Below are 26,441 nucleotides of genomic sequence, written 5' to 3'. Positions count from 1 at the left end.
GGCTCGCGCGCGGGGTCCTGGAACTGGACGACATACATGTGCTCGCCGAACCGCTTGCGCAGCAATTCGATCGGGTCCGCCGGCGCCCGGTTGGTATGCGGCGTATTGATCCCGACCACGCCGGCGACGCGATCGATGTGGCGAAGCGGCATCTGCCAGACGATAAAACCGCCCCAGTCGTGGCCGACAAAGATCGCCTTGTCGATCTTGAGATGATCGAGCAGGCCGACCATGTCGCCGGTCAGGTGCTCCATGTCGTAGTCCTCGATCGCTTCCGGGCGGTCGGTCGAGCCATAGCCGCGCAGGTCCGGCGCGATCACCCGGATGCCGGCGTCAGCCAGCGCCTTGATCTGGTGCCGCCACGAAAACGCCAGTTCCGGCCAGCCATGGCACAGGATCACCGGCGGGGTATCGGTCTTCGGGCCGGCCTCGTAATAGCCCATGCGGATGCCGTTGGTCTCGGCGAACTGCAGCGGCGGCATTTCGATCATGACACGTCCCTTATTTCTTATTCAGCTTGCCGCACTCTTGAGGTCGGCCGGCGGCGCGAACGCCGCCTGCAGCGTGGCGAATTCCTCCGGCAGCATGTCGCAGAGAACCTGCACATGGGGAATGATGTTGGCGCCGGCGATGAAGCCGAAATCCAGCTGGTCGCGATAGCTCTGCACGGTGATGTTGAGCGCAATCCCGTGGGTCGAGATCGACACCGGGAAGATGTGCAGCAACTCCGCGCCGGCCGCATACAGCGTCTGCCGCGGCCCCGGCACGTTCGACACCGTAATGTTGGCCGCCGGCGGCAGCACGTCCGACAGGCTGGAGCGGCTGTACAACAGCGCGAGGATCTGGACCAGGATCGGCGCCCCCAGCATCGAGACGTTGGAGACCTGCGGCATCAGCGCGCGCAGCGGATGCGACATCTCCTTCGACTTGGTGGATTGCGCGATGATCGTCTCCAGCCGTGTCTTGGGATCCTCGACATTGGTCGCGATCGAGCAGATCATGCCGAACACCTGGTTGTTGGCGTCGGTGTTGCCCTCCTCGCGCAGCGAGATCGGCACCGCGGCGGTCAGCGATTTGTTCGGCAGCGCGCCCTTCTCCATCAGATAGCGCCGCACCACGCCGCTGGAGATCGCCAGCACGACGTCGTTGAGCTTGCCGCCGGCCTGTTTCGCCAATGCCTTGGCGCGGGAGAGCGGGATCGACACGCCGGCAAAACTGCGCTCGGACGAGATCGACTTGTTCAGGATGGTCGGCGGCGACATCATGCCGGCGATCGAGTCGCGCGATTTCGGATCGGAAATCTTGCCGACCACGTCGGAAACACTTTTCAGCATGGTCGGGATGCTGCCGGCGAACTTCACCGCGCTCTCGATCTGGAACATGGCGTTGTCGAACAGGATCGAGCCGAGGTCGCTCTTGCCGGAGCGCGGCAGCTCGATGCCCCTGGCGGCGGCGGAGACGTCGAACGGCTTGGTCCAGAGCTGCTGATAGGAATCGACGAGATTGGCGGCGATGTCGCGCGGCTCCTGCCCGACCTTTGCCTTCGCTGTCGGCGGCTCCATGACCCGCGGCACCGGCGTCACGTCGTAGATCATGTTGGTCAAGGCCGCACCGGCGCCGCCGTCGATGCAGGCATGGTGCATCTTGGAATAGAGCCCGATCTCGTTGTCCTTCATGCCTTCGAAAACATAGAATTCCCACAGCGGCCGAGCGCGGTTGAGCAGCTTGGCGTGCATCCAGCCGACGAGGCGCTCCAGCGTGGCGCGGTCGTGCGGCGCCGGCAGCGAGCCGCGGAAGATATGGCGGTCGATGTCGAACTGGTCGTCCTCGACCCAGGAGGGATGATCGATATCGAGCGGCGCCTTTTCCAGGCGCGCTTTGAGGATCGGCGCGACATGCAGCCGCGAAGCGATCATCGCCTTGAACTCCTCGAAGAAATCGCCCTTGTAATCCTCCGGCAGCCGGAAGATCGCCATGCTGCCGACATGCATCGGCATTTCCGGCGTCTCCAGGTACAGGAACGACGCGTCCATCGACGACAGTTTTTTGGCGTCACTCATCATTGCCTCCCGGTGTCAGGTCACGCGGCGCCTTTGCTAGCGCTTCTGGGCGTTCGAACGTCCCCCGGCTTCGGGGACGCTAGCTCAGGATTGTGCATTTTCCGGGGGCGCATAGGCAATGGCAAAGGGCCCCGATCGGTCAAATCTAGCGAATTGGCCCTCGCCTTGCGCCAGCCGATCCGCCACCGCCCAAAGTGCGGCCGGGTTGACGCCGAGCCCGACATGGCTCGCCAGATGCACCTCGATATTCTCGGCGGTGGCGGAGGGACGCACCAGGCAGGTTCGCCAGTTCACGATGCCGTCGGTGCGCGAATAGATCGAACTGGTCGGCACCGGCAGGTCGCCGGAAATCGCCTTGAGCATTTCGGGATCGCCATCGACCGTTTCGCCCGACAGCGCCTCGTACAGCCGCGTGGCGTTGGTGGCGCGAACGTCGTTGGCGAACGGGCTCCCGAGCGTGACGACATAGCGCACCATCTCGGGCACCCGCAGCGCCAGATCGCGCGCATAAACCCCGCCCAGGCTCCAGCCGACGATCGAGACCTTGCGCCCGGTCTTGCCGTGAATCTCGGCGAGCCGGTCGTGCAGCGCATCCCGCATCCGCGCCAGCCCGCCGGTGTTGCGGCCCATCCGCCACGCATAGGCGTCATAGCCGAGTTCGGTGAGATATCGCCGCATCGGCGCCATCGACAGATCGCCGGCCAAAAACCCCGGCAGCGTCAGCACCGGATGACCGTCGCCCCTGTGCGCGCGCAGCAACAGCGGCGACAGCCACAGGCTGGCGTTGAATTCGAAGATGCCGCGCGCCTCGGCGAGCAGCAGGGGAAGACCCGGCGCACGGAGCCGGCCTGAGGCCGGCGCATCGTTTCGATCATCCGCCATCGCTACTTCTTGTCGCCGGGTTTCTTGTCATTGGTACGCGTCCCGCCGAGGCCGGCGAGCGTCACGAACATGTCGGAAAACCGCTCGGCGAGCTTCGGGTCGAAGGTGAACCAGCTCTGCATCAGCGCCTCCGGGGAAACCTTTTCGATATTGGTCATCATCTGCTTCTGCAGGTTCTCCATCACCGCGGTCTGCATGGGCTGCACGTCCGGAAGCCCGAAAAACTGCCGCGCTTCGAGCGGCGTGCAGTCGATTTCGACGTTTATCTTCATGTCGGCTCCTGACGGCGTTCTGAGACCTGGAGCGCGATGACTTTTCTTCGAATCGTCATCCCGCCCCATATTGATTGAGCATGATCTTTTCGGAAAACCGGGCATCCACTGTTCCGGATCATGCTCTTGCGGCAGTATCGCCGCGACAGCCGGCGCGGCGCAAGCGGCTCGATAGTACAAGGTCTCGTCAGAAGGCGATATTCCGCCGACATGGTCAACCGAAGCGCTCGACCGCGAACGGGGCGGGATCGGCGAACGGCCTCTCGCCGGTCATCATCTCCGCCAGCAGCCGGCCGGTTACCGGGCCGAGCGTCAGGCCGTGATGGTGATGGCCGAAATCGAACCACAGCGAGGGATGGCGCGGCGCCCTGCCGATCGCCGGCAGCATGTCGGGCAGGCAGGGCCGCGCGCCCATCCATGGCTTGGCATCGACCGGCTCGCCCAGCGGAAACAGCGCATGCGCCCGCGGCAGCGCGCGTGCGATCTGGACCGGGGTCGGAGGCGCGTCGCGACGGGCGAACTCGACCCCGGTGGTGAGCCGAATGCCGCGATTCATCGGCGCCAGCAAATAGCCGAGATCGGTATCGAGCACGGGATGATTGAGAACGGCATTGCCGCGCGACGCAAGATGCAGATGATAGCCGCGTTTGACGTTGAACGGGAGCGAATAGCCGAGCGGGCCGGTCACCAGATCGGACCAGGGTCCGAGCGCCACCACGGCCTCGCGGGCGCTCAGTCTGCCGTCCGATGTGGCGACGCTCCATCGGCCACCGGCGTCCTGTTCGAGCGTCCGCGCATCGGCCACCACGAAGCGCCCGCCCTTGCGCTGGAACAGCGCGGCATAGGCCTTGGCGAGGCCGCCCGGATCGAGCACGAATCCGGGCTCGGTGAAATGAACCGCACCGGCGAATTCGCCGGACAGATGGGGCTCGCGCTCGTGAATCGCCGCGTCGTCGAGAATATCGCCTTGAACCCCGTATTGTTTGGCCCGTTCGAAATCACGCACCGCGCGGGCAAGCGTCGCCTCGCTCCGAAACATCTTGATCCAGCCGCTCTTCCGCATCAGTTCGGGCACACCGGCTTCCGCGATCAGCGCCTCATGCTCGATCAGGCTGCTGCGGATCAGCGGCATCACCGCCAGCGCGCCAGCAAGCGCCCGATCGGGCGCGGAGGCGAGGTAATAGCGCACGAGCCACGGCAGGAAGGCCGGCAGATCGGAGACGGCGTAACGCACCTGCGGCGCGCGGTTCATCGCGGTGCGCAGGATCTCTCCGAAATCGCGCGGAAACATGTACGGAAAGACCGAGGCACTTTCGATCAACCCACCATTGCCGTAGCTGGTCTCCTCGCCGGCAAGCTGGTGCTTGTCGACCAGGACGACGTCCCGTCCGCGCTTTTGCAGGTGCAGCGCCGCGCCGACGCCGACCATGCCCGCGCCCAATACGAGCACGTCAGCCTTCAGTTCCGCCATCCCGGCACTCCGAAAGTTGAATGTCGCACGCTTGCGCGCGCTGCTTAGACTAAAGCTAGCCGTTGCGGTGTGTCGGCGCAAACCATGGCGGCTTTTGGGGAAATCGCGCTTGCGCGGCGGCTAAACTCTGGCAACATGGATTGGGCCAGGGCCGTCGATATCGCAGAGCGGAACAGCGCGCCACAGCGGAGAATTTGAACAAATGTCGGTACGTCAAACCCTGCTTGCAGCGACGATCGTCTCGATCGCCGCTTTCGCGATGTCACCGGCTTCGAGCCAGACGCTACGCTACGCCAACCAGGGCGACCTCAAATCGCTCGATCCCTATACGCTCAAGGAATCCACGACCATCGCCCATCATGCGCATTTCTATGAAGGCCTGACGACCCGCGACAAGGATTTGAAGATCATTCCGGCGCTGGCGGAAAGCTGGGAAACGCCGGAGCCGACCCGCTGGCGCTTCCACCTGCGCAAAGGCGTCAAATTCCACAATGGCGATCCGTTCACCGCCGACGACGTGATCTTTTCCGCCGATCGCGTCCGCGCCAAGGGCTCCAATTTCGGGACCAATGTGCCGGTCGACGCCAAGTTCATCAAGATCGACGACTACACGGTCGATGTGAAGCTGGACGCGCCGAACCCCATTCTCATCTCGCAATGGGACGGCTGGTACATCATGGACAAGAAGTGGTGCGAGGAGAACAACTCGGTGGCGCCGACGCCGGCTTCGGCAACCACGCCGAGCTATGCCTCGCTGCACGAGAACGGCACAGGCCCCTTCATCGTCGAGAGCCATCAGCCCGGCGTCAAGACTGTGTTCAAGGCCAATCCGAACTGGTGGCGCAAGCCCGAGCACAATCTGAAGGAAATCATTTTCACCCCGATTGCCTCGGAGGCGACGCGGGTTGCCGCATTGTTGTCGGGCGAAGTCGACGTCATCGAGCCGGTTCCGATCCAGGACATCGCGCGCGTCAATGCGAGCCCGAATGCGCAAGTGCTGGTCGGACCGGAGCTGCGCACGATCTTTCTCGGCATGGACCAGTCCCGCGACGAACTGCTGTACTCGAACGTCAAGGGCAAGAATCCGTTCAAGGATATCCGCGTCCGCGAGGCGTTCTTCAAGGCCATCGACGTCGACCTGATCAAGAACCGCGTCATGCGCGGCCTCTCGACGCCGTCTGCGCTGATGATCGCGCCGCAGCTGTTCGCACTGTCGAAGGATTTCACGCGGCCAAAATTCGATCCCGACGGCGCCAAGAAGCTGCTCGCGGAAGCCGGCTATCCCGACGGTTTCGAATTGACGATGGATTGCCCGAACGATCGCTATGTCAACGACTCCGCGATCTGCCAGGCGGTGGTCGGCATGCTGGCGCGGATCGGCGTCAAGGTTGACTTGCTGGCGCAGCCCAAGCAGCAATATTTCGCCAAGGTGCTGAAGCCCGGCGGGTTCCAGACCTCGTTCTATCTGCTGGGCTGGACCCCGGCGACGATGGATTCCCAGAACGTTCTCTACGACATCATGGGCTGCCGCGATGATCCGAAGTCCCCGCGCGGCGAGGCCAATCTCGGCGGTTATTGCAACAAGCAAATGGATGCCATCGCCGACAAGGTGCTGCTCGAAACCGACACGGCCAAGCGCGATCAACTGATCAAGCAGGCGTTCGAAATCGCGGCGAAGGATTATGCCTATATTCCGCTGCACCAGCAGGCTTTGGCGTGGGGCGTGTCGAAGAAAGTGAAATTGACCCAGCGCGCCGACAACGAGGTGCTGCTCTACTGGGCGACCAAACAGGAGGAGTAGGCTCGTTCGACAAACAGGTCCCGGTGGCATCGCGCCTTCCGGGACTTTTGTTCGGGGTTGGCAATGACGCGAGCCCCATCCAGCCTCAAAAGACTCAAAAGAAGTGAAAGGATTACATGCTCGCTTTCACTCTTCGCCGGGCGATCCAGGCCATCGGCGTCATGATCGCGGTCGGGATCATTTCGTTCTCGATGTTCCGCTTCGCCGGCGACCCGGTCAACCAGATGGTGTCACAAGACACCTCGTTCGCGGAGCGCGTCGAAATCCGCAAGTCTCTCGGGCTTGACGACCCGGTCGTCTTGCAGTTCGCGCGCTATTTTGCCAACGCCGCGCAGTTCAAATTCGGCGTCTCCTACCAGTTCCGCCAGCCGGTTGCGAGCCTGCTGAAGGAACGGATGCCGGCAACCTTGGAACTCGCCACCTGCGCCACCATCCTGGCGATGGTGTTCGGCATCCTGATGGGGGTCTATTCCGCGCTCAAGCGCGACTCGCTATTGGCAAAGCTGTTCCAGGCGGTCTCGCTGATCGGCATTTCGCTGCCGACCTTCCTGATCGGCATCCTCCTGATCTACCTGTTCTCGGTGACGCTGGGCTGGCTGCCCTCGTTCGGACGCGGCGAGGTGGTGCATATCGGCTGGTGGACCACGGGCCTGCTCACGCTCTCCGGCCTGAAGGCGCTGATTCTACCCTCGATCACGCTCGGCCTGTTCCAGATGACCTTGATCATGCGGCTGGTGCGGGCGGAGATGCTCGAGGTGCTGCGCACCGACTATATCCGCTTCGCCCGCGCGCGCGGTTTGACCACGCGGGCGATCCATTTCGGCCACGCGCTGAAGAACACGCTGGTTCCCGTGATCACGGTCGCAGGCCTTCAGTTTGGCTCGGTTATTGCATTCGCGATCATCACCGAAACCGTGTTCCAGTGGCCCGGCATGGGGTTGTTGTTCGTGCAAGCCGTGCAGAATGTAGATATTCCGATCATGGCCGCCTATTTGCTGATGGTTTCGCTGATCTTCGTCACCATCAACCTGGTCGTCGATATCCTTTACACGATCGTCGATCCGCGCCTGCGCTCCACCATCAGCCGTCCGGCCTGAGCCCGAGAACCCCATGTCCGACGCCGTCGTCCCGCATCAAGCCGAACCGAGCGCACAGGCCGCGCGGCTGGCGCCGGCGGCGGGCTGGTTCAAGCGCGCGATCGAAAGCGACCTGTTCTATTCGTTTCGTCGATCCCGCCTCACCATGGTCGCGACCGCGGTGACCTTGCTGTTTTTTCTGGCGGCGATCTTCGCACCCGTCATTTCCGTACAAAATCCGTTCGATCCCGCGCAGCTGCAATTGATGAATTCGCGGATCGCGCCGCTATGGACCGCCGACGGACAGTCGCCCTTCCTGCTCGGCACCGACGAGCAGGGCCGCGACGTGTTCTCCGCCATCCTCTACGGCCTGCGCATTTCGCTCGCGGTCGGAGTGCTCGGCGTGCTGTTCTCGGGCGCGCTCGGCATCGTGCTTGGCCTGATCGCCGGCTATTTCGGCGGCGCTATCGACGGGCTGATCATGCGCATCGCCGACGTGCAGCTCACCTTTCCCGCCATCCTGATCGCGCTGCTGGTCAACGGTGTCGCCAAGAGCGTGTTCGGCAACCGGCTCGACGCCATGAGCACGTTGTTGGTGCTGGTGTTTGCGATCGGCCTGAGTTTTTGGGTGCAATACGCGCGCACCGTGCGCGGCTCGGTCATGGTCGAGAAGAACAAGGATTATGTGGCGGCGGCGCAACTGATCGGGCTGCCGGCGCCGGTCATCATGATGCGGCATGTGCTGCCGAACACGATGGGACCGATCCTGGTGATCGCCACCATCAACCTCGCGCTCGCCGTCATCACCGAGGCGACGCTTTCGTTTCTCGGCGCCGGCATGCCCGACACCATGCCCTCGCTCGGCACCTTGATCCGGATCGGCAACAATTATCTGTTTTCCGGCGAGTGGTGGATCGTCGCCTTCCCCGGCTTTGCGCTGGCGGCCCTGATCCTGTCGATCAACCTGCTCGGCGACTGGCTGCGCGACGCGCTCAACCCGAAACTGCGATGACAAACGCAGTTTCCACCATGCGGCTCACCGTATGACCGAACCCGTCCTCTCCGTGCGTAACCTTCAGGTGGAGTTCGTCACCCGCCACCGCACGCTCCATGCCATCGACGGGGTGTCCTTCGACATCGCCAAGGGCGAGGTGCTCGGCGTGGTCGGCGAATCCGGCGCCGGCAAGTCCGTCACCGGGCTCGCCGTGATCGGCCTGATCGATCCGCCCGGGCGGATCGCTGGCGGCGAGATCTATCTGTCGGGCCTGCGCATCGACAATCTGCCGCCGGAAGAGCTGCGCCGCATCAGGGGCAAGCGGATCGGCATGATCTTTCAGGATCCGCTCACCAGCCTCAATCCGCTGTACCGGATCGGCGACCAGCTGGTCGAGACCATCAGGACCCATCTCAGCCTGTCGGAGACCGCCGCGCGCAAACGCGCCATCGATTTGTTGGCCGAGGTCGGCATTCCCGCGCCCGAGAAACGCATCGATGCCTATCCGCACGAATTCTCCGGCGGCATGCGCCAGCGCGTCGTGATTGCGCTGGCGATTTGCGCCGAGCCGGAACTGATCATCGCCGACGAGCCGACCACCGCGCTCGACGTCTCGGTGCAGGCCCAGATCATCTCCCTCATCAAACGGCTCGGGCGCGATCACGGCACCGCCGTGATGCTGGTGACCCACGACATGGGCGTGATCGCCGAGACCTCCGACCGGGTAGCCGTGATGTATTCGGGGCGGATCGCCGAAATCGGCCCGGTGCAGGATGTCGTGCAGAACCCGCTGCACCCCTACGCCAAGGGCCTGATGGGCGCGATCCCGACGCTCTCGGGCGAGGCCGCGCGGCTGGTCCAGATTCCCGGCTCGATGCCGCGGCTTTCCGCGATCCCTCAGGGCTGCGCCTTCAACCCGCGCTGCGCGTTTGCGTTCGACCGTTGCCGGATCGAGCGGCCGGAGCCGATCCGCCACGGCACGCAAGCCGTCGCCTGCCATCTCTATGACACCACTGCTGCGGAAACCGCGAAGGAAACCGCGGCATGACGGCGGCGCCCTTCATCGACGTCAAGAACCTGCGCCGCGTGTTCGACGTCTCAAAACCGTGGCTGAACCGCGTGATCGAGGGCGGCCATCTGGAATTCCTGAAGGCGGTCGACGGGGTCACCTTCGACATCAGGAAGGGCGAGACCTTTGCGCTGGTCGGCGAATCCGGCTCCGGCAAGACCACGGTCGCGCGGATGGTGGTCGGGCTGTTGCCGCCGACCTCGGGCGAGGTGATGATCGACGGCGTCGCGATGACGGGTGCGAAGCAGGCGCAGGCGCGCCAGCAGTTGCGCCGCCGCATCCAGATGATTTTCCAGGACCCCTATGCGAGCCTCAACCCGCGGCTGCGGGTCGACGCCATCGTCGCCGAGCCGATCCGCGCCTTCGACCTGATCGAGAGCGAGCGCGACATTGTGGCCCGGGTCGGCGAACTCTTGAATCTGGTCGGCCTGCATGCCGACGACGGCCTGAAATTCCCGCATGAATTTTCCGGCGGCCAGCGGCAGCGGATCGCGATTGCCCGCGCGCTCGCCTCCGAGGCCGAGTTCATCGTCTGCGACGAGCCGACCTCGGCGCTCGACGTCTCGGTGCAGGCGCAGATCCTCAATTTGATGCGCGACCTGCAGGACAAGTTCGGTCTCACCTATCTCTTCATCAGCCATAACCTCGCGGTGGTCCGGCACATGGCCAACCGCATCGGCGTGATGTATCTCGGCCGCATCGTTGAGATCGCGGAAGGGCGCGAGCTCTTCAACAATCCCCGGATGCCCTATACCAAGATGCTGCTGGGCGCGGTGCCGGATCTGGCGATGTCCGGCCGGCAGCGGATTCCGGTCAAGGGCGAAATCCCCAACCCGATCGATCCGCCGCCGGGCTGCGCCTTCAACCCGCGCTGCCCGCTGGCCTTCGATCTGTGCCGCCAACAGGCCCCCGCGCTGATCGACGGCGTGGCCTGCCACGCCGTCAACCATCCGGTTGACGCCGCGGTACCGGCATGATCACAGAGATGCGAGCAGGGCTGCGTCTGCTGCCGGTTGGCAGGCCGTCCCGGCTGTGGTCAAGTGCGCCCGCTTCTCCCCCGCGCAACTCCGGATTCCCATGAGCAAGATCAATCCCGATCCATTCACGACACGGCCTGAAATCGAAGGCACGTTTGGCGTGGTGACCTCGACCCACTGGATCGCGACGGCGGTCGGGATGGCGACGCTGGAAAAGGGCGGCAATGCCTTCGACGCGGGTGCGGCCACCGCGTTCACGCTGCAGGTGGTCGAGCCGCATCTCAACGGGCCCGGCGGCGACGTGCCAATCATCGTGCACGACGTCAAGCGCGGCCGCACCGAGGTGATCTGCGGCCAGGGGCCGGCGCCCGCGGGCGCCACCATCGCGCATTACCGCAGCGAGGGCCTCGAAATGGTGCCCGGCACCGGGCTATTGGCGGCTTGCGTTCCCGGCACCTTTGAATCCTGGATGCTGCTGCTGCGCGACTACGGCACGTTGCGCCTGCGCGACGTGCTCGAGCCCGCCATCGCCTATGCCCGCGACGGCTATCCGCTGGTGGAACGCGCCTCCGCGACCATCAGGACGGTCGAGCAGATGTTCCGGAAGCACTGGCCCACCTCGGCCGCGGTCTACCTGCCCAATAACGAGGTTCCAAAACCCGGCACGCTCTTCACCAACAAGACGTTGTCGGAAACCTATGCCCGCATCCTGAAGGAAGCCGAAAGCGCAGGCGGCGACCGGATCGCCCAGATCGAGCGCGCCCGCAAGGCCTGGTCGCACGGTTTCGTGGCGGAAGCGATCGACGAGTTCTGCCGCACGCAAGCGGTCATGGATGTCAGCGGCTCGCCGCACCGCGGCGTCTTGCGCGCCGACGACATGGCGCGCTGGCAACCATCCGTCGAAGCGCCGCTGACCTACGACTACGGCCGTTACACCGTCTGCAAGCCCGGCGTCTGGAGCCAGGGACCGGTGATGCTGCAGCAGCTCGCGCTGCTCAAGGGATTTCAGCTCGACGGGCTCGATCCGGCCGGTCCCGAATTCATCCACCTGCAGGTCGAATGCGCCAAGCTCGCTTTCGCCGACCGCGAAAAATTCTACGGCGATCCGAAGTTCTCGGAAATCCCGATCGCGACCTTGTTGTCGGATGCGTACAACGACGAGCGCCGCAAGCTGATCTCGGAAAAGGCCTCGCTCGATTTCCTCCCCGGCTCGGTCGAAGGTTTTGGGTCGGTCGTGAAACTTCGCCGCGCCGAAGGCCACCGCGAGGCGGTCGGCGCAATGGGCGCCGGCGAGCCCACGGTCGGCCGGTTCGGCGAGGTGCGCGGCGACACCGTGCATTTCGACATCATCGACGCCGCCGGCAATATGATCTCGGCAACGCCGTCGGGCGGCTGGCTGCAATCCTCACCGGTGATCCCGGAACTCGGCTTCTGCCTCGGCACCCGCGCGCAGATATTCTGGCTGGAGGAGAACCATCCCGCATCGCTGGCGCCGGGCAAGCGCCCGCGCACCACGCTGTCACCGACCATGGCGCTGCGCGACGGCGAGCCGTACCTCGCCTGGGGATCGCCCGGCGGCGACCAGCAGGATCAATGGACCACGCAGTTCTTCCTGCGCCACGTCCATGCCAAAATGAATCTGCAGGAGGCGATCGACGCGCCAGCCTGGCATTCCGAGCATTTCCCGATTTCGTTCTGGCCACGCACCTCGCGGCCCGGGGTGCTCGTGGTCGAGAACCGCGTGACGAAGTCGACCGTCGATAACCTGACCAGGCGCGGACATATCGTGGAGACCGGACCCGACTGGTCGGAGGGCCGCCTCACCGCCGCCTCGAAGATCGGCCGCCGCCGGCGCGCCGCCGCCAACCCCCGCGGCATGCAGGGCTACGCGGCCGGACGCTGAAGGGCAGTAGATGGCTTGTAGGCACAGATGACCTGGTCGATCATCGCCCGCGATAATTCCACCGGCCAGTTCGGAATTGCGGTTGCGACCCGCTTCTTCGCGGTCGGCGCCCGCGTGCCGCATATCGCGGCTCGCCTCGGCGGCATCGCGACGCAGGCGCTGGTCAATCCCTATTACGGCATCGACGGACTAAAACTCCTGCGCGACGGCCGCGAGCCGCGCGACATCGTCAGCACCCTGATCGCAGGTGATGCGGGACGCGAGAGCCGGCAGCTTCACATCATGGACGCTCATCTCCGCATCGCTTCCCATACGGGGCGCGACTGCGTCGGCTGGTGCGGCCATGTCGAGGGCCAGGGCTTTTCCATCGCCGGCAACATGCTGGCGGGTGCAGCCGTGCTGGACGATACCGCGCAAGCCTATCTCGCCAACGAAAAACTGCCGTTCGCGCGACGCCTGCTCGCCGCGATGCGCGCGGGCGAAGCTGCCGGCGGCGACAAGCGCGGCAAGCAGTCGGCGGCGCTTCTGATCCATGGCGAGGAGGAGTGGTCCGAACTCGACCTGCGCGTCGACGACCATGCCGATCCGCTCACTGAGCTCGAACGGCTCGAAGCGGTCAGCCGCGAGCGCTGGGTGCATTTCCGAAAGTTCCTGCCGACCCGCACGAATCCCGCCGGCATCACCGATCGCGAGATCATCGATGCTGGAATCGAAGCGGCGATTTCGGGCGAGCAATGACCAAGGCTCCGCTTATCTCGATCGAGGGCTTGCGGGTCACCTTCCATGGCGACGACGGCCGCATCACGCATGCGGTCGACCGCGTCGATCTCGATGTCGCCAAGGGCGCGACGCTCGGGCTGGTCGGCGAATCCGGCTGCGGCAAGAGTGTGACGTCGCTGGCCATCATGGGCCTGTTGTCGAAACATTCTGCCGAGGTCGAAGGCGTGATCCGGTTCGACGGTTTCGACCTGCTTGATGTGCCCGACCAGACGCTACGCGACCTGCGCGGCAATCGGCTGGCCATGATCTTCCAGGAGCCGATGACCTCGCTCAATCCGAGTTTCACCATCGGCGAGCAGATCATCGAGACCATCCTGCGCCACCGCGGCGGCTCGCGCCGCGCCGCGCGCGAGCGCGCGATCGAGCTGTTGCGGCGCGTGCACATTCCCTCGCCGGAAAAGCGCATCGACGAATATCCGCATAAACTTTCCGGCGGTATGCGCCAGCGCGTGATGATCGCGATCGCGCTGGCCTGCGACCCGCAACTCCTGATCGCCGACGAGCCGACCACCGCGCTCGACGTCACCCTGCAGGCGCAGATCCTGGATTTGATGCGCGAATTGAAGGCGGCAAGCGGCGCCGCGATCATCCTGATCACGCACGATCTCGGCGTGGTCGCCGAAGTCTGCGACGAGGTCGCGGTGATGTACGCCGGCGAGATCGTCGAGCGCGCCGGCGTCGACGAATTGTTCGCCTCCCCCCAGCATCCCTACACCGTCGGCCTGCTCGGCTCGATCCCGCGGCTCGACCGCCGCATCGCCCATCTCGCCACCATCGAGGGCGTGGTGCCCAACATGACCGCGCCGCCCGCCGGCTGCCGCTTCGCCGCGCGCTGCCCCTTCGTCAGCGAACCCTGCGTCGCCGCACCCCCACCTTTCGTCGCGGTGACTCCCGCGCACTGGTCGCGCTGCATCAAGGCGCCGCTGGAGAGGCTGGTGTCGTGATGGTCCTGTCATCTCGCCTCGTGCCCCGGGCGTGGCGCAGCACAAGCGCAGCGCAGTGTTGCACCGCTGAACCGGGGCCCAGATGTGGCTGGTTGCAAAATGGGTCCCGGTTCTGCAGCGCATCGTTGCACGCTGCGCTGCGCCCGGGACACGATAGAAGGGCCGCCGCATGACCGCCCTGCTCGAGGTCGAAAATCTCAAAAAACATTTCGTGGCCAGCCGGTCGGTGTTCGGGCGGCCGACGGCCTTTGTCAAAGCGGTCGACGGCGTCAGCTTCGAGGTCGAGGCCGGCAAGACGCTGGCGCTGGTCGGCGAATCCGGCTGCGGCAAATCCACCGTCAGCCGGCTGGTGCTGCGGCTGATCGAACCCGACGCCGGCAGTATTCGTTTCGAGGGCCGCGATCTGCTCGCGCTCGATGCCAACCAATTGCGCGGCTTCCGCCGCGACGCGCAGATCATTTTCCAGGACCCCTATGCCTCGCTCAATCCGCGCATGACGGTGAGCCAGATCCTGACCGAGCCGCTCGGCCTGCACGACCTCGTGCCGTCGGCTGGCCGCCGCGAGCGGGTCGAGCAGTTGCTGCGGCTGGTCGGGCTCGAGCCGCGCTTTGCGCGGCGCTATCCCCATGAATTCTCCGGCGGCCAGCGCCAGCGCATCGCGATTGCGCGTGCGCTCGCGGTCGAGCCGAAACTGATCATCTGCGACGAGCCGGTGTCGGCGCTGGACGTGTCGATCCGCTCGCAAATCCTCAATCTGCTGCGCGACCTGCAGGACCGGCTGGGGCTTGCCTACATCTTCGTCTCGCACGACCTCGCGGTGGTCAAGCACATCGCCGACCGCGTCGCCGTGATGAATCTCGGCGTCATCGTCGAGACCGCGGATACCGAGGCGCTGTTCGCCTCGCCGCGCCATCCCTACAGCCGCGCGCTGTTGTCGGCGATCCCCGTTCCAAAGCCGCGGGCCAAGCGCAGCCATTTGCTGTTGCGGGGCGAGATGCCGAGCGCGCTCAATCCGCCCGCGGGCTGCCGCTTCCATACCCGCTGCCCCTACGTGATCGAGCGCTGCCGCGTCGAGCCGCCGCCATTGCTCGGCGACCGACATCTGACCGCCTGTCACCGCACGGCGGAATTGCCCGCGCCGGATGGCATCGTCCCTGCCGATGGCGGCTTTTCGCCGGCGCTGGAGCGATTGGTGGCGGCGTTCGTCGACCATGGGGAAGTAGCCTCCCGGGCCGGGGTTGATATAGTCGGGGCAACGCCGCCGGCAGTCGCATGAAGTCGTTGATATGGAGACCAGTCCGATGAAGATCCTGCGTTTGGCGGCCACGGCTGTGGCGCTGTTGTTTTCGCTTCAGGCCGCAGCCCAGGCCCAGACGACGCTGCGGATTGGGCTTGCCGAGGATCCCGATATTCTCGATCCCACGCTGGCGCGGACCTATGTCGGCCGCATCGTGTTCGGCGCCTTCTGCGACAAGCTGTTCGACATCGACGAAAAGCTCAACATCGTGCCGCAGCTCGCGCTGTCGCACGAGACCTCCGCCGACGGCAAGGAAGTCACCATCAAGTTGCGGCCAAACGTGAAATTCCAGGATGGCGAGCCGCTCGACGCCGAGGCCGCGAAATTTTCGCTGGAGCGGCATTTGACCATGCAGGGCTCGTTCCGCAAGCCGGAACTGACCGCGCTCGACCATGTCGACGTCGTCGATCCCCTGACCATCAAGCTCGTCTTGAAGACGCCCTACTCGCCGCTGATCGCGCAACTCACCGACCGCGCCGGCATGATGGTCTCGCCGAAGGCCGCCAAAGAGGAAGGCGACAAGTTCGGCCTGCATCCGGTCTGCGCCGGGCCCTACAAATTCGTCGAACGCGTGCAGCAGGACCGCATGGTGTTCGAGAAGTTCGCCGACTACTGGAACAAGGACAACATCTTCATCGACCGCGTGGTGTTCCTGCCGATCGTCGATGCCACGGTGCGGCTGGCGAACCTGAAATCCGGCGGGCTCGACCTGATCGAACGCGTGCTGGCGACCGACATCAAGGACGTGCGCGCCGACCCGAAGCTCGTGCTGGCGACCGCGCCCGAACTCGGCTATCTCGGCCTCACCATCAACGTCAACAATGACAAGAACAAGGGCCCGCTCAGCCAGTCGGAGAAGGTGCGGCAGGCGCTCGACCTGTCGATCGACCGCGAGGCGATCAACCAGGTCGTGTTCAATGGCGAATTCACGCCGGGCAATCAGTGGGTCAGCCCGACGCATCCCTACTATCAAACGGCGTTTCCGGTTCGAGGCCGCGACATCGCCAAGGCCAAAGCGCTACTGAAGGAATCCGGCGCGGCGTTGCCGATCAGCGTCGATTACATCGTGCCGAAGGGCGCCGAGGCCGAGGCGGTGGCCCAGGTCGTTCAGTCGATGGCGGCGGAAGCGGGCTTCGATCTGAAAATCCGCGTCATCGAATTTGCGACCTCCCTCAAGCAGGCCCAGGCCGGCGAATTCCAGGCGTACCAGATCAACTGGAGCGGCCGGATCGATCCCGACGGCAATTCCTACGTCTTCCTGCACAGCGGCGCGCCGCTGAACGACGGCAAATATTCCAACCCGGAGGCCGACAAATTATTCGAGGCTGCGCGTCTCGTCAGCGACCCGGCGCAGCGCAAGGCGATCTACGAAAAACTCACCGGAATCGTGCTCAACGACGAGCCGATCATCTATCTCTATCATCGCAAACTCCTGATCGCACACACGACCAGGCTGGAAGGCTACAAGCAGTTGCCGGACGGGCTGGTGCGCGTGGTCGGGTTGAAGCTGAGGTGAAGGTGATCGCGCCCGGAAAACGCCCATGCTGAATTTTCTCGGCAAGCGTCTGCTGCAGCTGATCCCGACATTGTTCTTCGTGTCGATCCTGATCTTTTCGCTGCAGCATCTGCTGCCCGGCGATCCCGCGCTGATCATGGCCGGGGAAGAGCGCGATCCCGCAGTCATCGAGCATATCCGTCAGCAATACCGGCTCGATCGGCCGATCCCGGTGCAATATTATTACTGGGTCAAGGGCGTGCTGTCGGGCGACTTCGGCGAGTCGCTGCGCATCAAAGTTCCGGTGCGCGAGCTGATCGAGCAGAAGCTGCCGGTGACGATGCAGCTGGCATCGATGGCGATCATCATCGCGTTCCTGATCGGCATCCCCGCCGGCATCGTCTCGGCGGTGAAGAAGGGCACCGCGTGGGACTATGGCGCCAACCTGTTCGCGCTGTGGGGCATCTCGACGCCGAATTTCTGGCTCGGCATCATGCTGATCTTCCTGTTCTCGATCGAGCTCGGCTGGCTGCCGGCGTCGGGCTACGTGCCGCTGTCCGAAGACTGGCGCGCCAGCCTCGCCGCCACCATCATGCCCGCCTTCGTGCTCGGCAACGCGATCGCGGCCATCCTGATGCGCCACACCAGGAGCGCGATGCTGCAGGTGCTGGAGAGCGACTATGTCCGCACCGCCCGCGCCAAGGGGCTTTCCGAACGCTCCGTCATCCTCAAGCACGCCATGCGCAATGCGCTGACGCCGGTCATCACGCTGGGTGCGCTCGAACTCGGCACGCTGCTGTCGGGCGCGGTCCTGACCGAGCAGATCTTTTCAATTCCCGGCTTCGGCAAGCTGATCGTCGATGCCGTGTTCAACCGCGACTATGCCGTCGTGCAGGGCGTGGTGCTGGTGACGGCGACCATCTACATCACGCTGAACCTGATCGCCGACATCGCCTATATCCTCGTCAATCCGCGGCTGAGGGCCTGACGCATGACCGATGCTGTGATCGGCGCCATTCCCATTACCGCCTCCGACGAGTTGGAGAGCCCGGCGCGGCGTGCATTGCGCCGGCTTCTTGCGCGCAAGGGCGCCGTTGTCGGAATGGTCGTGATCGCAGCCTTCATCCTGCTCACGGCGTTCGCGTCTGTCATCGCGCCCTATGACCCGATCGCGACCAGCTGGACGCTGGTGCGCAAGCCACCGTCTGCGTTGCACTGGTTCGGCACCGACGATCTCGGCCGCGACGTGCTCAGCCGCGTCATCTTCGGCGCCCGCGCCTCACTGATGGCGGGTGCGATCTCGGTCGGGATCGCGCTTGGGGTCGGCGTGCCATTCGGGCTATTGTCGGGCTATCGCGGCGGATTCATCGACGCCCTGATCAGCCGGATCACCGACGCCATGCTGGCCTGCCCGTTCCTGATCCTTGCCATCGCGCTGGCGGCATTCCTTGGCCCGAGCCTCGGCAATGCCATGATCGCCATCGGCGTCACCACCACGCCGATCTTCGTGCGGCTGACGCGCGGCCAGGTCATGAGCGTCAAGGTCGAGGACTATGTCGAGGCCGCGCGCGCCATGGGCAATCCGCGCTGGCGCATCGCGTTGTTTCACATTCTGCCGAACATCATGCCGGCGCTGTTGGTGCAGGCGACGCTGTCGATAGCGGCTGCCATCATCGCGGAAGCCGCGCTGTCGTTTCTCGGATTGGGCCAGCAGCCGCCCTCCCCGTCCTGGGGCAGCATGCTCAACGCCGCGCAGCGCTTCCTGACCAACGCGCCATGGATGGCGCTGTGGCCGGGGCTTGCGATCTTCCTCGTGGTGTTGTCGTTCAACCTCGTCGGCGACGGCCTGCGCGACGCGCTCGATCCAAGGGAGCGGTGACGTCATTGCGAGCCAACGGCTCGCAATGACGGATTAAATCACCATCTCCCGCATCACCCTTCGGCAATCCATCTCGTATTCGAGATCGATCACCGGGGGCCGGGCGAAATGCCAGGTCAGGCCCGATCGCGCCGCGCCGCGGCGGACCAGGGCGTCGGCGAAGACGGGGTGGAAATCATGCACGGTGTAGGTCTGCACCGCCGTTGCATCTTTCCAGCCGAAACCGAACTCACCCATGCGGCGTTCCATGGCGTCGACCACGAAACCGACTTTTTCCTTGAAACCGTCGGGGCTGAGGTCGCGGTACCGCACCGTGCGCTCGGAATAGGTTGCGCCTCCCTCGCGCGCCTCGCCGCTGCCGGAGATGACGAAGGAAGGCGTCGTGCTCTCGCTCGGGCGCGTGAATGAGAAGGCATAGAACGACGGCTCGGCCGGCGGATCGATCTCGGGACAGACATTGCTACGCGCCACCGGATTGGTCTTGCCGTCGTACAATCCCCATTCGGCGAGCGTCTTGACGTAGTGCAGGTTGAAATCGCGAAATCCTTGATCCGTGAACGCCGCCGGCGAGCGCAGCTCGCAGGCGGCAAACGACGTCAGCGGCCTGCCCGCCGCCTTGATGTATTGCGCGATCTGCTTGAAACCTTCCGCCAGCGGCACCGGTTTGTCGAAGCGCACGCGCTCGATTTCAAAGCCGGGGTCCGCAGCGGCACCGCCCGAATATTGAAACACCCCCGGGATGAATCGATAATTGCCGGGCAGAAAATCACTCGTCATGTCCGTTCCCTCCGGATCTTGTCATTCCAGTTGCATGCGGACGCCCTTGGCGCCGTTGAGCAACCGTCGCAGATGGAATCCCGCCAGCGCATCGTCGGCGTGCAGCCCGACCAAGGCGGCAAAGGCCGGCATCGCGCCGGCATCGCCGGCTTCGAGCTTGGCGAACGCATCGGAATATTGTTTCGCCGCCGGTGCCTCGAAGGTCGCCTGCGGCAGCGGCTCGTAGGCGCGCAGCGGCTCGCTGCGCCCGCGCAGCATGATATCGCCGACCGGCCGCCCCCTGAAGTCGGGAGTGCCGTCGGCGATCGCGGCGCTGACGCAGATTCGGGTGCCCAAGTGCTTGTTGGCGGCCTCGAGCCTCGCCGCCGTGTTGATGGTGTCGCCATAGGCGGTGTAATCGAAAAAGCGGCTGCCGCCGAAATTGCCGACCAGCGCGGGGCCGGCGTGAACGCCGATCCGGGTGGCGCCGAAATTCACGTCTTTCTCCTTCCAGCGCTCGCGAAACGCCTGCGCCCAGATATCGAGATCCTGCGCACAGGCAACCGCGCGAGCGGCATAATCGGGCTGGTCGCCGGGCGCGTTGAACAGCACCTGGATGGCGTCGCCGATGATCTTCGCCACCGTGCCTTCATGTGCGAACACCACGTCGGTCATGCCGCCGACATACTCGTTGAGCAATTCGCCCAGCACTTCGGGGGATGCCGTTTCCACAAGCGTCGTAAAGCTCGTGATGTCGGTGAAGATGGTCGCGACCTCGCGCCGGTGCACCGCCATGCCGTCGGCCTCGCCGACGGCGGCAAGCCGCGAGGCGATCTGCGGCGAGAAATAGCGCGACAGCGAGGCATGCGCGCGCTCGGCCTCGGCCTGGCGGCGGCGCGCCTCGCGCATCATCTCGACGTGGCGGATGGTCTTGTCGATGGTCATCTCAAGATCGCCGAAATCGATCGGCTTGGTCAGGAAATCGAATGCGCCGCGGTTCATTGCGGTGCGAATGTTGCTCATGTCGCCGTAAGCCGAGACGATGACCGTCGATTTCTTTTCCTCGGCCTCCTGCAGCTTCGCCAGCAGCGACAGCCCGTCCATCCGGGGCATGTTGATGTCGGACACCACCATGTCGACATGCGGATGCAGCTCGATCGAAGCCAGCGCCTCGATGCCGTCATGGGCGAACATGAAGCTGACAGCGCCGTCGCGAATCTGCCGGCGAAATTTCTGCAGCACCAGAGCCTCGAGATCGGGCTCGTCATCGACGACGAGGATGGTGGCGGTCATGCGGCTTGCCCGAGCCTTGAATCGATCTCATGGCGCAGCAGCGCGAAATCGATCGGTTTGGTCAGGAGGCCGATCGCGCCGTTTTCGATCGCCTTGCGGCGGGTTTCGGCATCGCCATAGGCCGTGATCATGATGACGGGAACGTCCGGCCGCTCGGCGCGCACTCTGGGCAGCATTTCCAGTCCGCTCATGCCGGGCATGTTGATGTCGGACAGGATCAGGATCAGCGAGGGGTCGTTGATCTCGGCAATCCGAGCCAGTGCAGCGGGCGCCGATGGCGCGAATTCCATCGTGAAGCGTCCGGATTTCAGGTCGCGGCGAAATTGCTGACGGAACAGCGCCTCGACATCGGGCTCGTCATCGACGACGAGTATGTAAACGCTCAATTGGTGCCTCCAGGATGAGATTGTGCCGCCGCCGTCCGCGGCAGCGTAATAATGAACTCAGTGAATACGCCAGGCTCGGTATCGACGTCGATCTTGCCGCCATGTTGTTTCACCACGATGTCGTGGCTCATCGACAGGCCGAGGCCGGTGCCCTCCCCGGCCGGCTTGGTGGTGAAAAACGGGTTGAACATTTTCTCCTTTACTTCCAGCGGGATACCGGTTCCGTTATCGCGAATCCGGATCTCAACCTTGTTGCCGAGGTTTTTCGTGCTCGCTGTCAGCAACGGTTCGAAACCTTCCTCACCCGATTCCTTGCGCTTGGTCGCGGCGTAGAAGCCGTTGCCGATCAGGTTGAGGAAGACGCGGGTAATTTCCTGCGGATAGAGGTCGATCATGCCGGCGGCAGGATCGAGGTCGCGCTGCAGCGTGATGTTGAAGCCGGATTTTTCGGCGCGCGCGCCGTGATAGGCGAGATTGAGGCTCTCCTCGACGATGGCGTTGATGTCGGCGGGCCGGTGTTCGCCGGAGCCCTCGCGCGAATGCAGCAGCATGTTTTTCACGATCGAATCGGCGCGCTTGCCGTGCTGCACGACTTTTTCGAGGTTGCCCTTCAGCATATGGGTGAGCTCGTCGATCTCTTCGCGCACCTTGTCGTCGAGAGGCGCCGATTTCAGCACGTCGTTCAATTCGTCGATCAACTCGCCCGACAGCGCCGAGAAATTGTTGACGAAATTGAGCGGGTTCTTGATCTCGTGGGCAATGCCGGCAGTGAGCTGGCCGAGCGAAGCCAGCTTCTCGGTCTGCACCAGGCGGTCCTGCGCGGTGCGCAGGTCTTCCAGCGAAAGCGAGAGCTCCTTGGTGCGTGCCTGCACCTGTTCGAACAAGCGCACGTTCTCGATGGCAATGACCGCCTGGTCGGCAAAGGTCTGTACCAGATCGATCTGGCGCTGGCTGAACGGCCCGGGTTCCGGCCTTCCCAGCAGCAGCACGCCTTCGACCGCGCGGTCGCGCATCAGCGGCACCGCGAGCACCGCCCGGTAGGCGCCGATCGCCGGAGCCGCGCCAAAATCATAATCGGGATCGAGCTCAACGTCCGGGACGTGGGCGGGCTTGCCCTCCATGAAGACCCGGCCGGTGATCGTCTCGCGGCCGGGCCTGATCGGGTTGGCGTTCATGAAATCGACGAAAGCCTGGGTGCAGCCGGCTTCGGCCTGCAGCCGCATCACCTCGCCATCGCGCAGCAGAATGATGCCAAGCGATGCGCCGCACAGCGACTGCGCGGATTCGGTCAGGGTCGTCAGCACCGATTTCAGGTCGAACGCCGAGCGGCTGATCACCTTGAGCACTTCCGAGGTCGCTGTCTGCTGTTCCAGCGATTCCTGCAAGTCCGTCGTACGCGCTTGAACCTCGTCGAACAACCGCACATTCTCGATGGCGATGACCGCCTGATCAGCGAAGGTATTCACAAGCTCGATCTGCTTGTCGGAGAAAGGCGCCACTGTGGAGCGGCATGCGGCAATGACACCAATCGGGATTCCTTCGCGCATGAGCGGAATCCCTAGCATCGTTCGAAAGCCGCCACGAGCCACCGACTCGGTCCAAGCATATTCCGGATCAGCCAATACATCGGGAATGTGGGTCGTGAGCCCTTCGAGTGCGGTTCGGCCGACCAACGTTTGCCGTCCGACGGTAATCGATTGGCTTTCCATCCACTGCCGGTATTCGGAAGCAAAGCCATGACTGGCGGCCAAATGGTATTCCTCCCCCTCTCGGCGAAAAATAAATGAATAGTTTGCTTCGGAAAGCCGGGCCGCAGATTGAACGAGTGTGTCGAGCACCGCCTGCAGATCAAAGGTCGAGCGGCTGATGACTTTCAGCACGTCGGCGGTCGCGGTCTGCTGCTGCAGCGATTCGCTGAGATCGTCGGTGCGCCGACGCAATTCCCTGAGCAGCCGGGTGTTTTCGATGGCGATCACGGCCTGGTTGGCAAAGGCTCCGATCAGGGCAATCTGCTTTTCATCGAATCCCACCGGCTCGTGCCGCGCGGTGCCGATTGCGCCAACCACCTTGTCGCCGAGCAGCATGGGCGTGAAGATCACCGAATCGAACCCGAAATCGCGCGCGAATTCCCGAGCGGTGGCGGGCGCCGCCGGATTGCCCAGGACGGGAGAGAACTGGATGGTCTGCTTGGACAGCATCGCCACGCCTCCCACCGTATCGTCGGCGAGCGGCCGCGGATATCGATCGATCAACCTCTGGAAACCCGGATCGCCGTCCACGGCGGGCATTTCAACCATTCCATCATGCAATGTCTGAACCACGGCGAAGCGCGTACCAAACAACCTCAGCAGATTGCGCACGATCGCGTCGAACACCGGTTTGGTGTCGGTCATCGAAGCGCTGATCGACGAAAGAATTTCGGCCGTCGCGGTCTGGTGCTCGAGCGATTCGCTCAGCTCAGCCGTCCGTTGTTCGACCTTGTTCTCCAGGTCGGCATAGGATTCCTGCAGCCGCGCGCCCATGTCGTTGAACTGGTTGGCGAGGCCTTCGAGCTCGTCGCCGGTCTTGATCGAAATACGCTGGGCAAAATCGCCGCTGCCGATCCGCTCGGCGCCCGCCCGCAGCGCCTGGATCGGGCCGACCATGCGGCGGGCCAGGAATACCCCGGCAAGCACCGCGAACATCGATGCCGCCGCCAGCACGATCGCGAGCCGCTGCAAGGCGAGGTACAGCGAGGCGTAGGCCTCTTCCACCGGCAGTTCGACGAACATGGTCCAGCCGAGCGGCGCAATCGGCGCGGACGCCGTCAAGACCTCCTGCCCCTGGATGTTCTTGGTGCCCTGCAGCGATTCGAGGTCCGCGCTGGTGCTGCCGGCCTGCGCCGCCTGCACCTGCACGAGCTTCGACATGTCGGTGTTGCGCAGCACGAGCGAGATGTCGGGATGCGCGATCAGGCGCCCTCCGGGGCCGACGACATAGGCATGGCCGTGCTCGCCGACCTTGATCTGCGACACCACGTCCCAGATCAGTTTCAAATTGACCTCGGCGATGCTGACGCCGGCGTCCTTGCGGGTGCCGGCCAGCGACAGCGTCATGTAGGGCTCGGACTCCCTGCGGAAATAGACCGGCCCGTAATAGACCTTGTGCGCGACCGCCTCGGTAAATTTCGGGTCCTTGGAAAGGTCGAGCCCGGAGTCGACGACGTCCATGGCGAGCCGGGACACCCGCAGACGCTCCTTGCCGGTGGAATCCACTTGCGCCAGTTCGGTAATCGCCGGCACCTGCCGCAGCAGCCGCAAGGCGTCGAACCGGCGCTGCTCGATCGAGCCGGCCGACCACGGCAATTGCGTGGTCCAGCCGAGCTGGCTCTCGATCTCCTTGATGAACTGGCCGATCTTGGCGGCGGCGGCCTCCGCCTGTTCGTGCTGAATCCGGATCAGCGCCGCCTTGTGCTCGCGATAATAGAAGAAAACCTCGAAAATCCCGTTCGACAGCAGCGCGACGCCGACCACCGCGACGAACAGCGCGACATATTTGGTGAACAGCCGGCTGCGGATCCGGGTCGCAACCGGAACTGCTGTCGCGGCCGCACCCGCGGCAGGCGCTGCCGCCAGCGTCCGGCCTTCGGGCGTGTCGGGGTGCACGGAAATGCTCATCCCGGCCAAGCTAGCAAGAAGCGACGGGCTTGTCTCTTGCCGCAATGCGGGAGGATCAACCGCCCGCGTTTACGTGGGCTTCAGGCCCTGTGTCCCCAGGTCGAACTCCGCGATCTCCCTGGCGCGCTCGGATTCGGCCGCAGCCCTGTGATCGGTGGCGATCGCGACATAGACCGCCGGCAGCACGAACAGCGTGAACAGGGTGCCGATCGACATGCCGGCGACCACGACCAGACCGATCGAAAACCGGCTCGCCGCGCCCGCGCCTGAGGCGGTCAATAGCGGCAACAGGCCGGTGACCATCGCCGCGGTCGTCATCAGGATCGGGCGCAGCCGGATGCGGGCCGCCATCTCGATCGCCGAGCGCTTGTCGAGGCCCTCATTGAGCTGCAGCTCGTTGGCGAACTCGACCATCAGGATGCCGTGCTTGGTGATGAGGCCAACCAGCGTCAGCAGACCGACCTGGGTGTAGATGTTCATGGTCGCCATGCCGAAGAACAGCGGAATCAGCGCGCCGACGATCGCCATGGGAACGCTGATCATGATCACCAGCGGATCCCGCAGGCTCTCGAATTGCGCCGCCAGCACCAGGAAGATGATGATCAGCGCGAAGCCGAAGGTGATCGCGAGCTGGTTGCCTTCCTGCACATATTGCCGGGAATCCGCGAGATAGTCGTGGCTGAACCCGGCCGGCAGTTGCTTGGCGACGCCCTCGAGGAAATCGACCGCCGTTCCCACCGTCACCCCCGGCATCGGCACCGCCTGGAAGGTCGCGGAGTTCAGCTGGTTGTAGTGGGTCAGCGCGTTCGGGTCGGTTCCGGTCTCGATCGAGACCACGGTCGAGAGCGGCACCTGCTGGCCGGCCGAGGTCGGCACGAAATACAGGCCGAGCGCCTCCGGCGACAGCCGCTGATCGCGCGGCACCTGCGGAATCACCTGATAGGAGCGGCCCTCAAGGTTGAAGCGGTTGACATAGTTGCCGCCGAGCAGCGTCGCCAGCGAACCGCCGATGCTCTGCATGGTGATGCCGAGATCGCTCGCCTTGGAGCGGTCGATCTTGACCCGCACCACCGGCTGGTTGAAGTCGAGGTCGCTGTCCGAGACGATGAACAGGCCGCTCTTGCGCGCGGCGTCTTTCAGTTTCACCATCTGGTCATAGACCGACTGAAATCCGTTGGTCGAATTGATCACCATCTGCACCGGCAATCCGCCGGGGCCGCCGGGCAGCGGCGGCAGGTTGAAGGCAAACGCATTGACGCCCTCGATCTTGCTAAGCTGCGCCTGCACCAGCGGCTTCAGCTTGATCGACGAGCGCACCCGCTCGTCCCACGGCTTGAGCAGCATTCCCGCAATTCCGCTCTGTGGCCCGTTGATGCCGTTGAGGACGAAACGCAGATCGGTTTCGGGAAACTTGGAAAATGACTTGTCCAGTTTCTCGCCGTAGAAATCG

At 64.2% G+C, this 26,441-nt stretch carries 22 protein-coding genes; 12 read left to right on the top strand and 10 right to left on the bottom strand.

Translation table 11 applies throughout. The features are described 5' to 3' along the window. From VK804_RS22400 to VK804_RS22380, 5 genes are all read right to left on the bottom strand, one after another. The coding region (locus tag VK804_RS22400) for an alpha/beta hydrolase (protein WP_325374285.1) at window positions 1-491 on the bottom strand (491 nt) is incomplete at its 3' end. A 21-nt stretch (window positions 492-512) separates the two neighbouring features. Beyond that, complete coding sequence (locus VK804_RS22395) at window positions 513-2,060, bottom strand: wax ester/triacylglycerol synthase family O-acyltransferase (protein WP_325374283.1); 1,548 nt, start codon at window positions 2,058-2,060, stop codon at window positions 513-515. Between the two features lie 84 nt (window positions 2,061-2,144). Then, window positions 2,145-2,942: an alpha/beta hydrolase gene (locus tag VK804_RS22390; protein WP_325374281.1), complete on the bottom strand. Its 798-nt coding sequence runs from the start codon at window positions 2,940-2,942 to the stop codon at window positions 2,145-2,147. A gap of 2 nt (window positions 2,943-2,944) precedes the next feature. Further along, window positions 2,945-3,214, bottom strand: coding sequence for a DUF6489 family protein (locus tag VK804_RS22385; protein ID WP_325374280.1), 270 nt, complete (start codon window positions 3,212-3,214; stop codon window positions 2,945-2,947). 214 nt (window positions 3,215-3,428) lie between these two features. Next, window positions 3,429-4,685, bottom strand: a complete 1,257-nt coding sequence (locus tag VK804_RS22380; protein ID WP_325374279.1) for an FAD-dependent oxidoreductase — start codon at window positions 4,683-4,685, stop codon at window positions 3,429-3,431. A 202-nt stretch (window positions 4,686-4,887) separates the two neighbouring features. Between VK804_RS22380 and VK804_RS22375 the strand changes: the two genes are divergently transcribed. The 12 genes from VK804_RS22375 to VK804_RS22320 all read left to right on the top strand — a co-directional run bounded on the left by VK804_RS22375 (window position 4,888) and on the right by VK804_RS22320 (window position 18,900). Further along, window positions 4,888-6,486: an ABC transporter substrate-binding protein gene (locus tag VK804_RS22375; protein ID WP_325374278.1), complete on the top strand. Its 1,599-nt coding sequence runs from the start codon at window positions 4,888-4,890 to the stop codon at window positions 6,484-6,486. 116 nt (window positions 6,487-6,602) lie between these two features. Next, window positions 6,603-7,583: an ABC transporter permease gene (locus tag VK804_RS22370; protein WP_325374277.1), complete on the top strand. Its 981-nt coding sequence runs from the start codon at window positions 6,603-6,605 to the stop codon at window positions 7,581-7,583. Window positions 7,584-7,596: 13 nt separating this feature from the next. Next, window positions 7,597-8,574 (top strand): ABC transporter permease, encoded by a 978-nt coding sequence (locus VK804_RS22365; protein WP_325374275.1) that lies wholly within the window; start codon window positions 7,597-7,599, stop codon window positions 8,572-8,574. A 31-nt stretch (window positions 8,575-8,605) separates the two neighbouring features. After that, window positions 8,606-9,604: an ABC transporter ATP-binding protein gene (locus tag VK804_RS22360; RefSeq protein ID WP_325374274.1), complete on the top strand. Its 999-nt coding sequence runs from the start codon at window positions 8,606-8,608 to the stop codon at window positions 9,602-9,604. Beyond that, window positions 9,601-10,602 (top strand): oligopeptide/dipeptide ABC transporter ATP-binding protein, encoded by a 1,002-nt coding sequence (locus VK804_RS22355; protein WP_325374273.1) that lies wholly within the window; start codon window positions 9,601-9,603, stop codon window positions 10,600-10,602. The genes VK804_RS22360 and VK804_RS22355 overlap by 4 nt, the downstream gene beginning before the upstream one ends. A gap of 100 nt (window positions 10,603-10,702) precedes the next feature. After that, window positions 10,703-12,505, top strand: a complete 1,803-nt coding sequence (locus VK804_RS22350; protein ID WP_325374272.1) for a gamma-glutamyltransferase family protein — start codon at window positions 10,703-10,705, stop codon at window positions 12,503-12,505. A gap of 27 nt (window positions 12,506-12,532) precedes the next feature. Further along, window positions 12,533-13,243 (top strand): DUF1028 domain-containing protein, encoded by a 711-nt coding sequence (locus VK804_RS22345; protein WP_325374271.1) that lies wholly within the window; start codon window positions 12,533-12,535, stop codon window positions 13,241-13,243. After that, entirely contained in the window at window positions 13,240-14,229 is a 990-nt protein-coding gene (locus VK804_RS22340) for an ABC transporter ATP-binding protein (protein WP_325374270.1), read from the top strand. The genes VK804_RS22345 and VK804_RS22340 overlap by 4 nt, the downstream gene beginning before the upstream one ends. A 169-nt stretch (window positions 14,230-14,398) precedes the next feature. Further along, window positions 14,399-15,505, top strand: coding sequence for a dipeptide ABC transporter ATP-binding protein (locus tag VK804_RS22335; protein ID WP_325374268.1), 1,107 nt, complete (start codon window positions 14,399-14,401; stop codon window positions 15,503-15,505). A 25-nt stretch (window positions 15,506-15,530) separates the two neighbouring features. Beyond that, window positions 15,531-17,042, top strand: a complete 1,512-nt coding sequence (locus tag VK804_RS22330) for an ABC transporter substrate-binding protein (RefSeq protein ID WP_325374266.1) — start codon at window positions 15,531-15,533, stop codon at window positions 17,040-17,042. A 25-nt stretch (window positions 17,043-17,067) separates the two neighbouring features. Then, on the top strand, window positions 17,068-18,009 hold the full coding sequence (locus VK804_RS22325; RefSeq protein WP_325374265.1) for an ABC transporter permease: 942 nt from the start codon (window positions 17,068-17,070) through the stop codon (window positions 18,007-18,009). A 3-nt stretch (window positions 18,010-18,012) separates the two neighbouring features. Continuing rightward, window positions 18,013-18,900, top strand: coding sequence for an ABC transporter permease (locus VK804_RS22320; RefSeq protein ID WP_325374263.1), 888 nt, complete (start codon window positions 18,013-18,015; stop codon window positions 18,898-18,900). Window positions 18,901-18,933: 33 nt separating this feature from the next. Here the strand turns inward: VK804_RS22320 and cnbZ are convergent, their stop codons facing one another. The 5 genes from cnbZ to VK804_RS22295 form a co-directional block, all read right to left on the bottom strand. Next, window positions 18,934-19,677, bottom strand: coding sequence for a 2-amino-5-chloromuconate deaminase CnbZ (cnbZ, locus tag VK804_RS22315; protein WP_325374261.1), 744 nt, complete (start codon window positions 19,675-19,677; stop codon window positions 18,934-18,936). 21 nt (window positions 19,678-19,698) lie between these two features. Then, window positions 19,699-20,949: an adenylate/guanylate cyclase domain-containing protein gene (locus VK804_RS22310; RefSeq protein ID WP_325374260.1), complete on the bottom strand. Its 1,251-nt coding sequence runs from the start codon at window positions 20,947-20,949 to the stop codon at window positions 19,699-19,701. Beyond that, window positions 20,946-21,335 (bottom strand): response regulator, encoded by a 390-nt coding sequence (locus tag VK804_RS22305; RefSeq protein WP_325374258.1) that lies wholly within the window; start codon window positions 21,333-21,335, stop codon window positions 20,946-20,948. The genes VK804_RS22310 and VK804_RS22305 overlap by 4 nt, the downstream gene beginning before the upstream one ends. Beyond that, window positions 21,332-24,991, bottom strand: coding sequence for a GAF domain-containing protein (locus tag VK804_RS22300; protein WP_325374256.1), 3,660 nt, complete (start codon window positions 24,989-24,991; stop codon window positions 21,332-21,334). The genes VK804_RS22305 and VK804_RS22300 overlap by 4 nt, the downstream gene beginning before the upstream one ends. 69 nt (window positions 24,992-25,060) lie before the next feature. After that, window positions 25,061-26,441: efflux RND transporter permease subunit (locus VK804_RS22295; RefSeq protein WP_325374254.1), on the bottom strand; the 1,381-nt coding region annotated here is incomplete at its 5' end.

The sequence above is a fragment of the Bradyrhizobium sp. genome (genome assembly GCF_035484855.1).
Lineage (GTDB): Bacteria > Pseudomonadota > Alphaproteobacteria > Rhizobiales > Xanthobacteraceae > Bradyrhizobium.
This window is presented reverse-complemented; position numbering and strand designations above follow the sequence as displayed.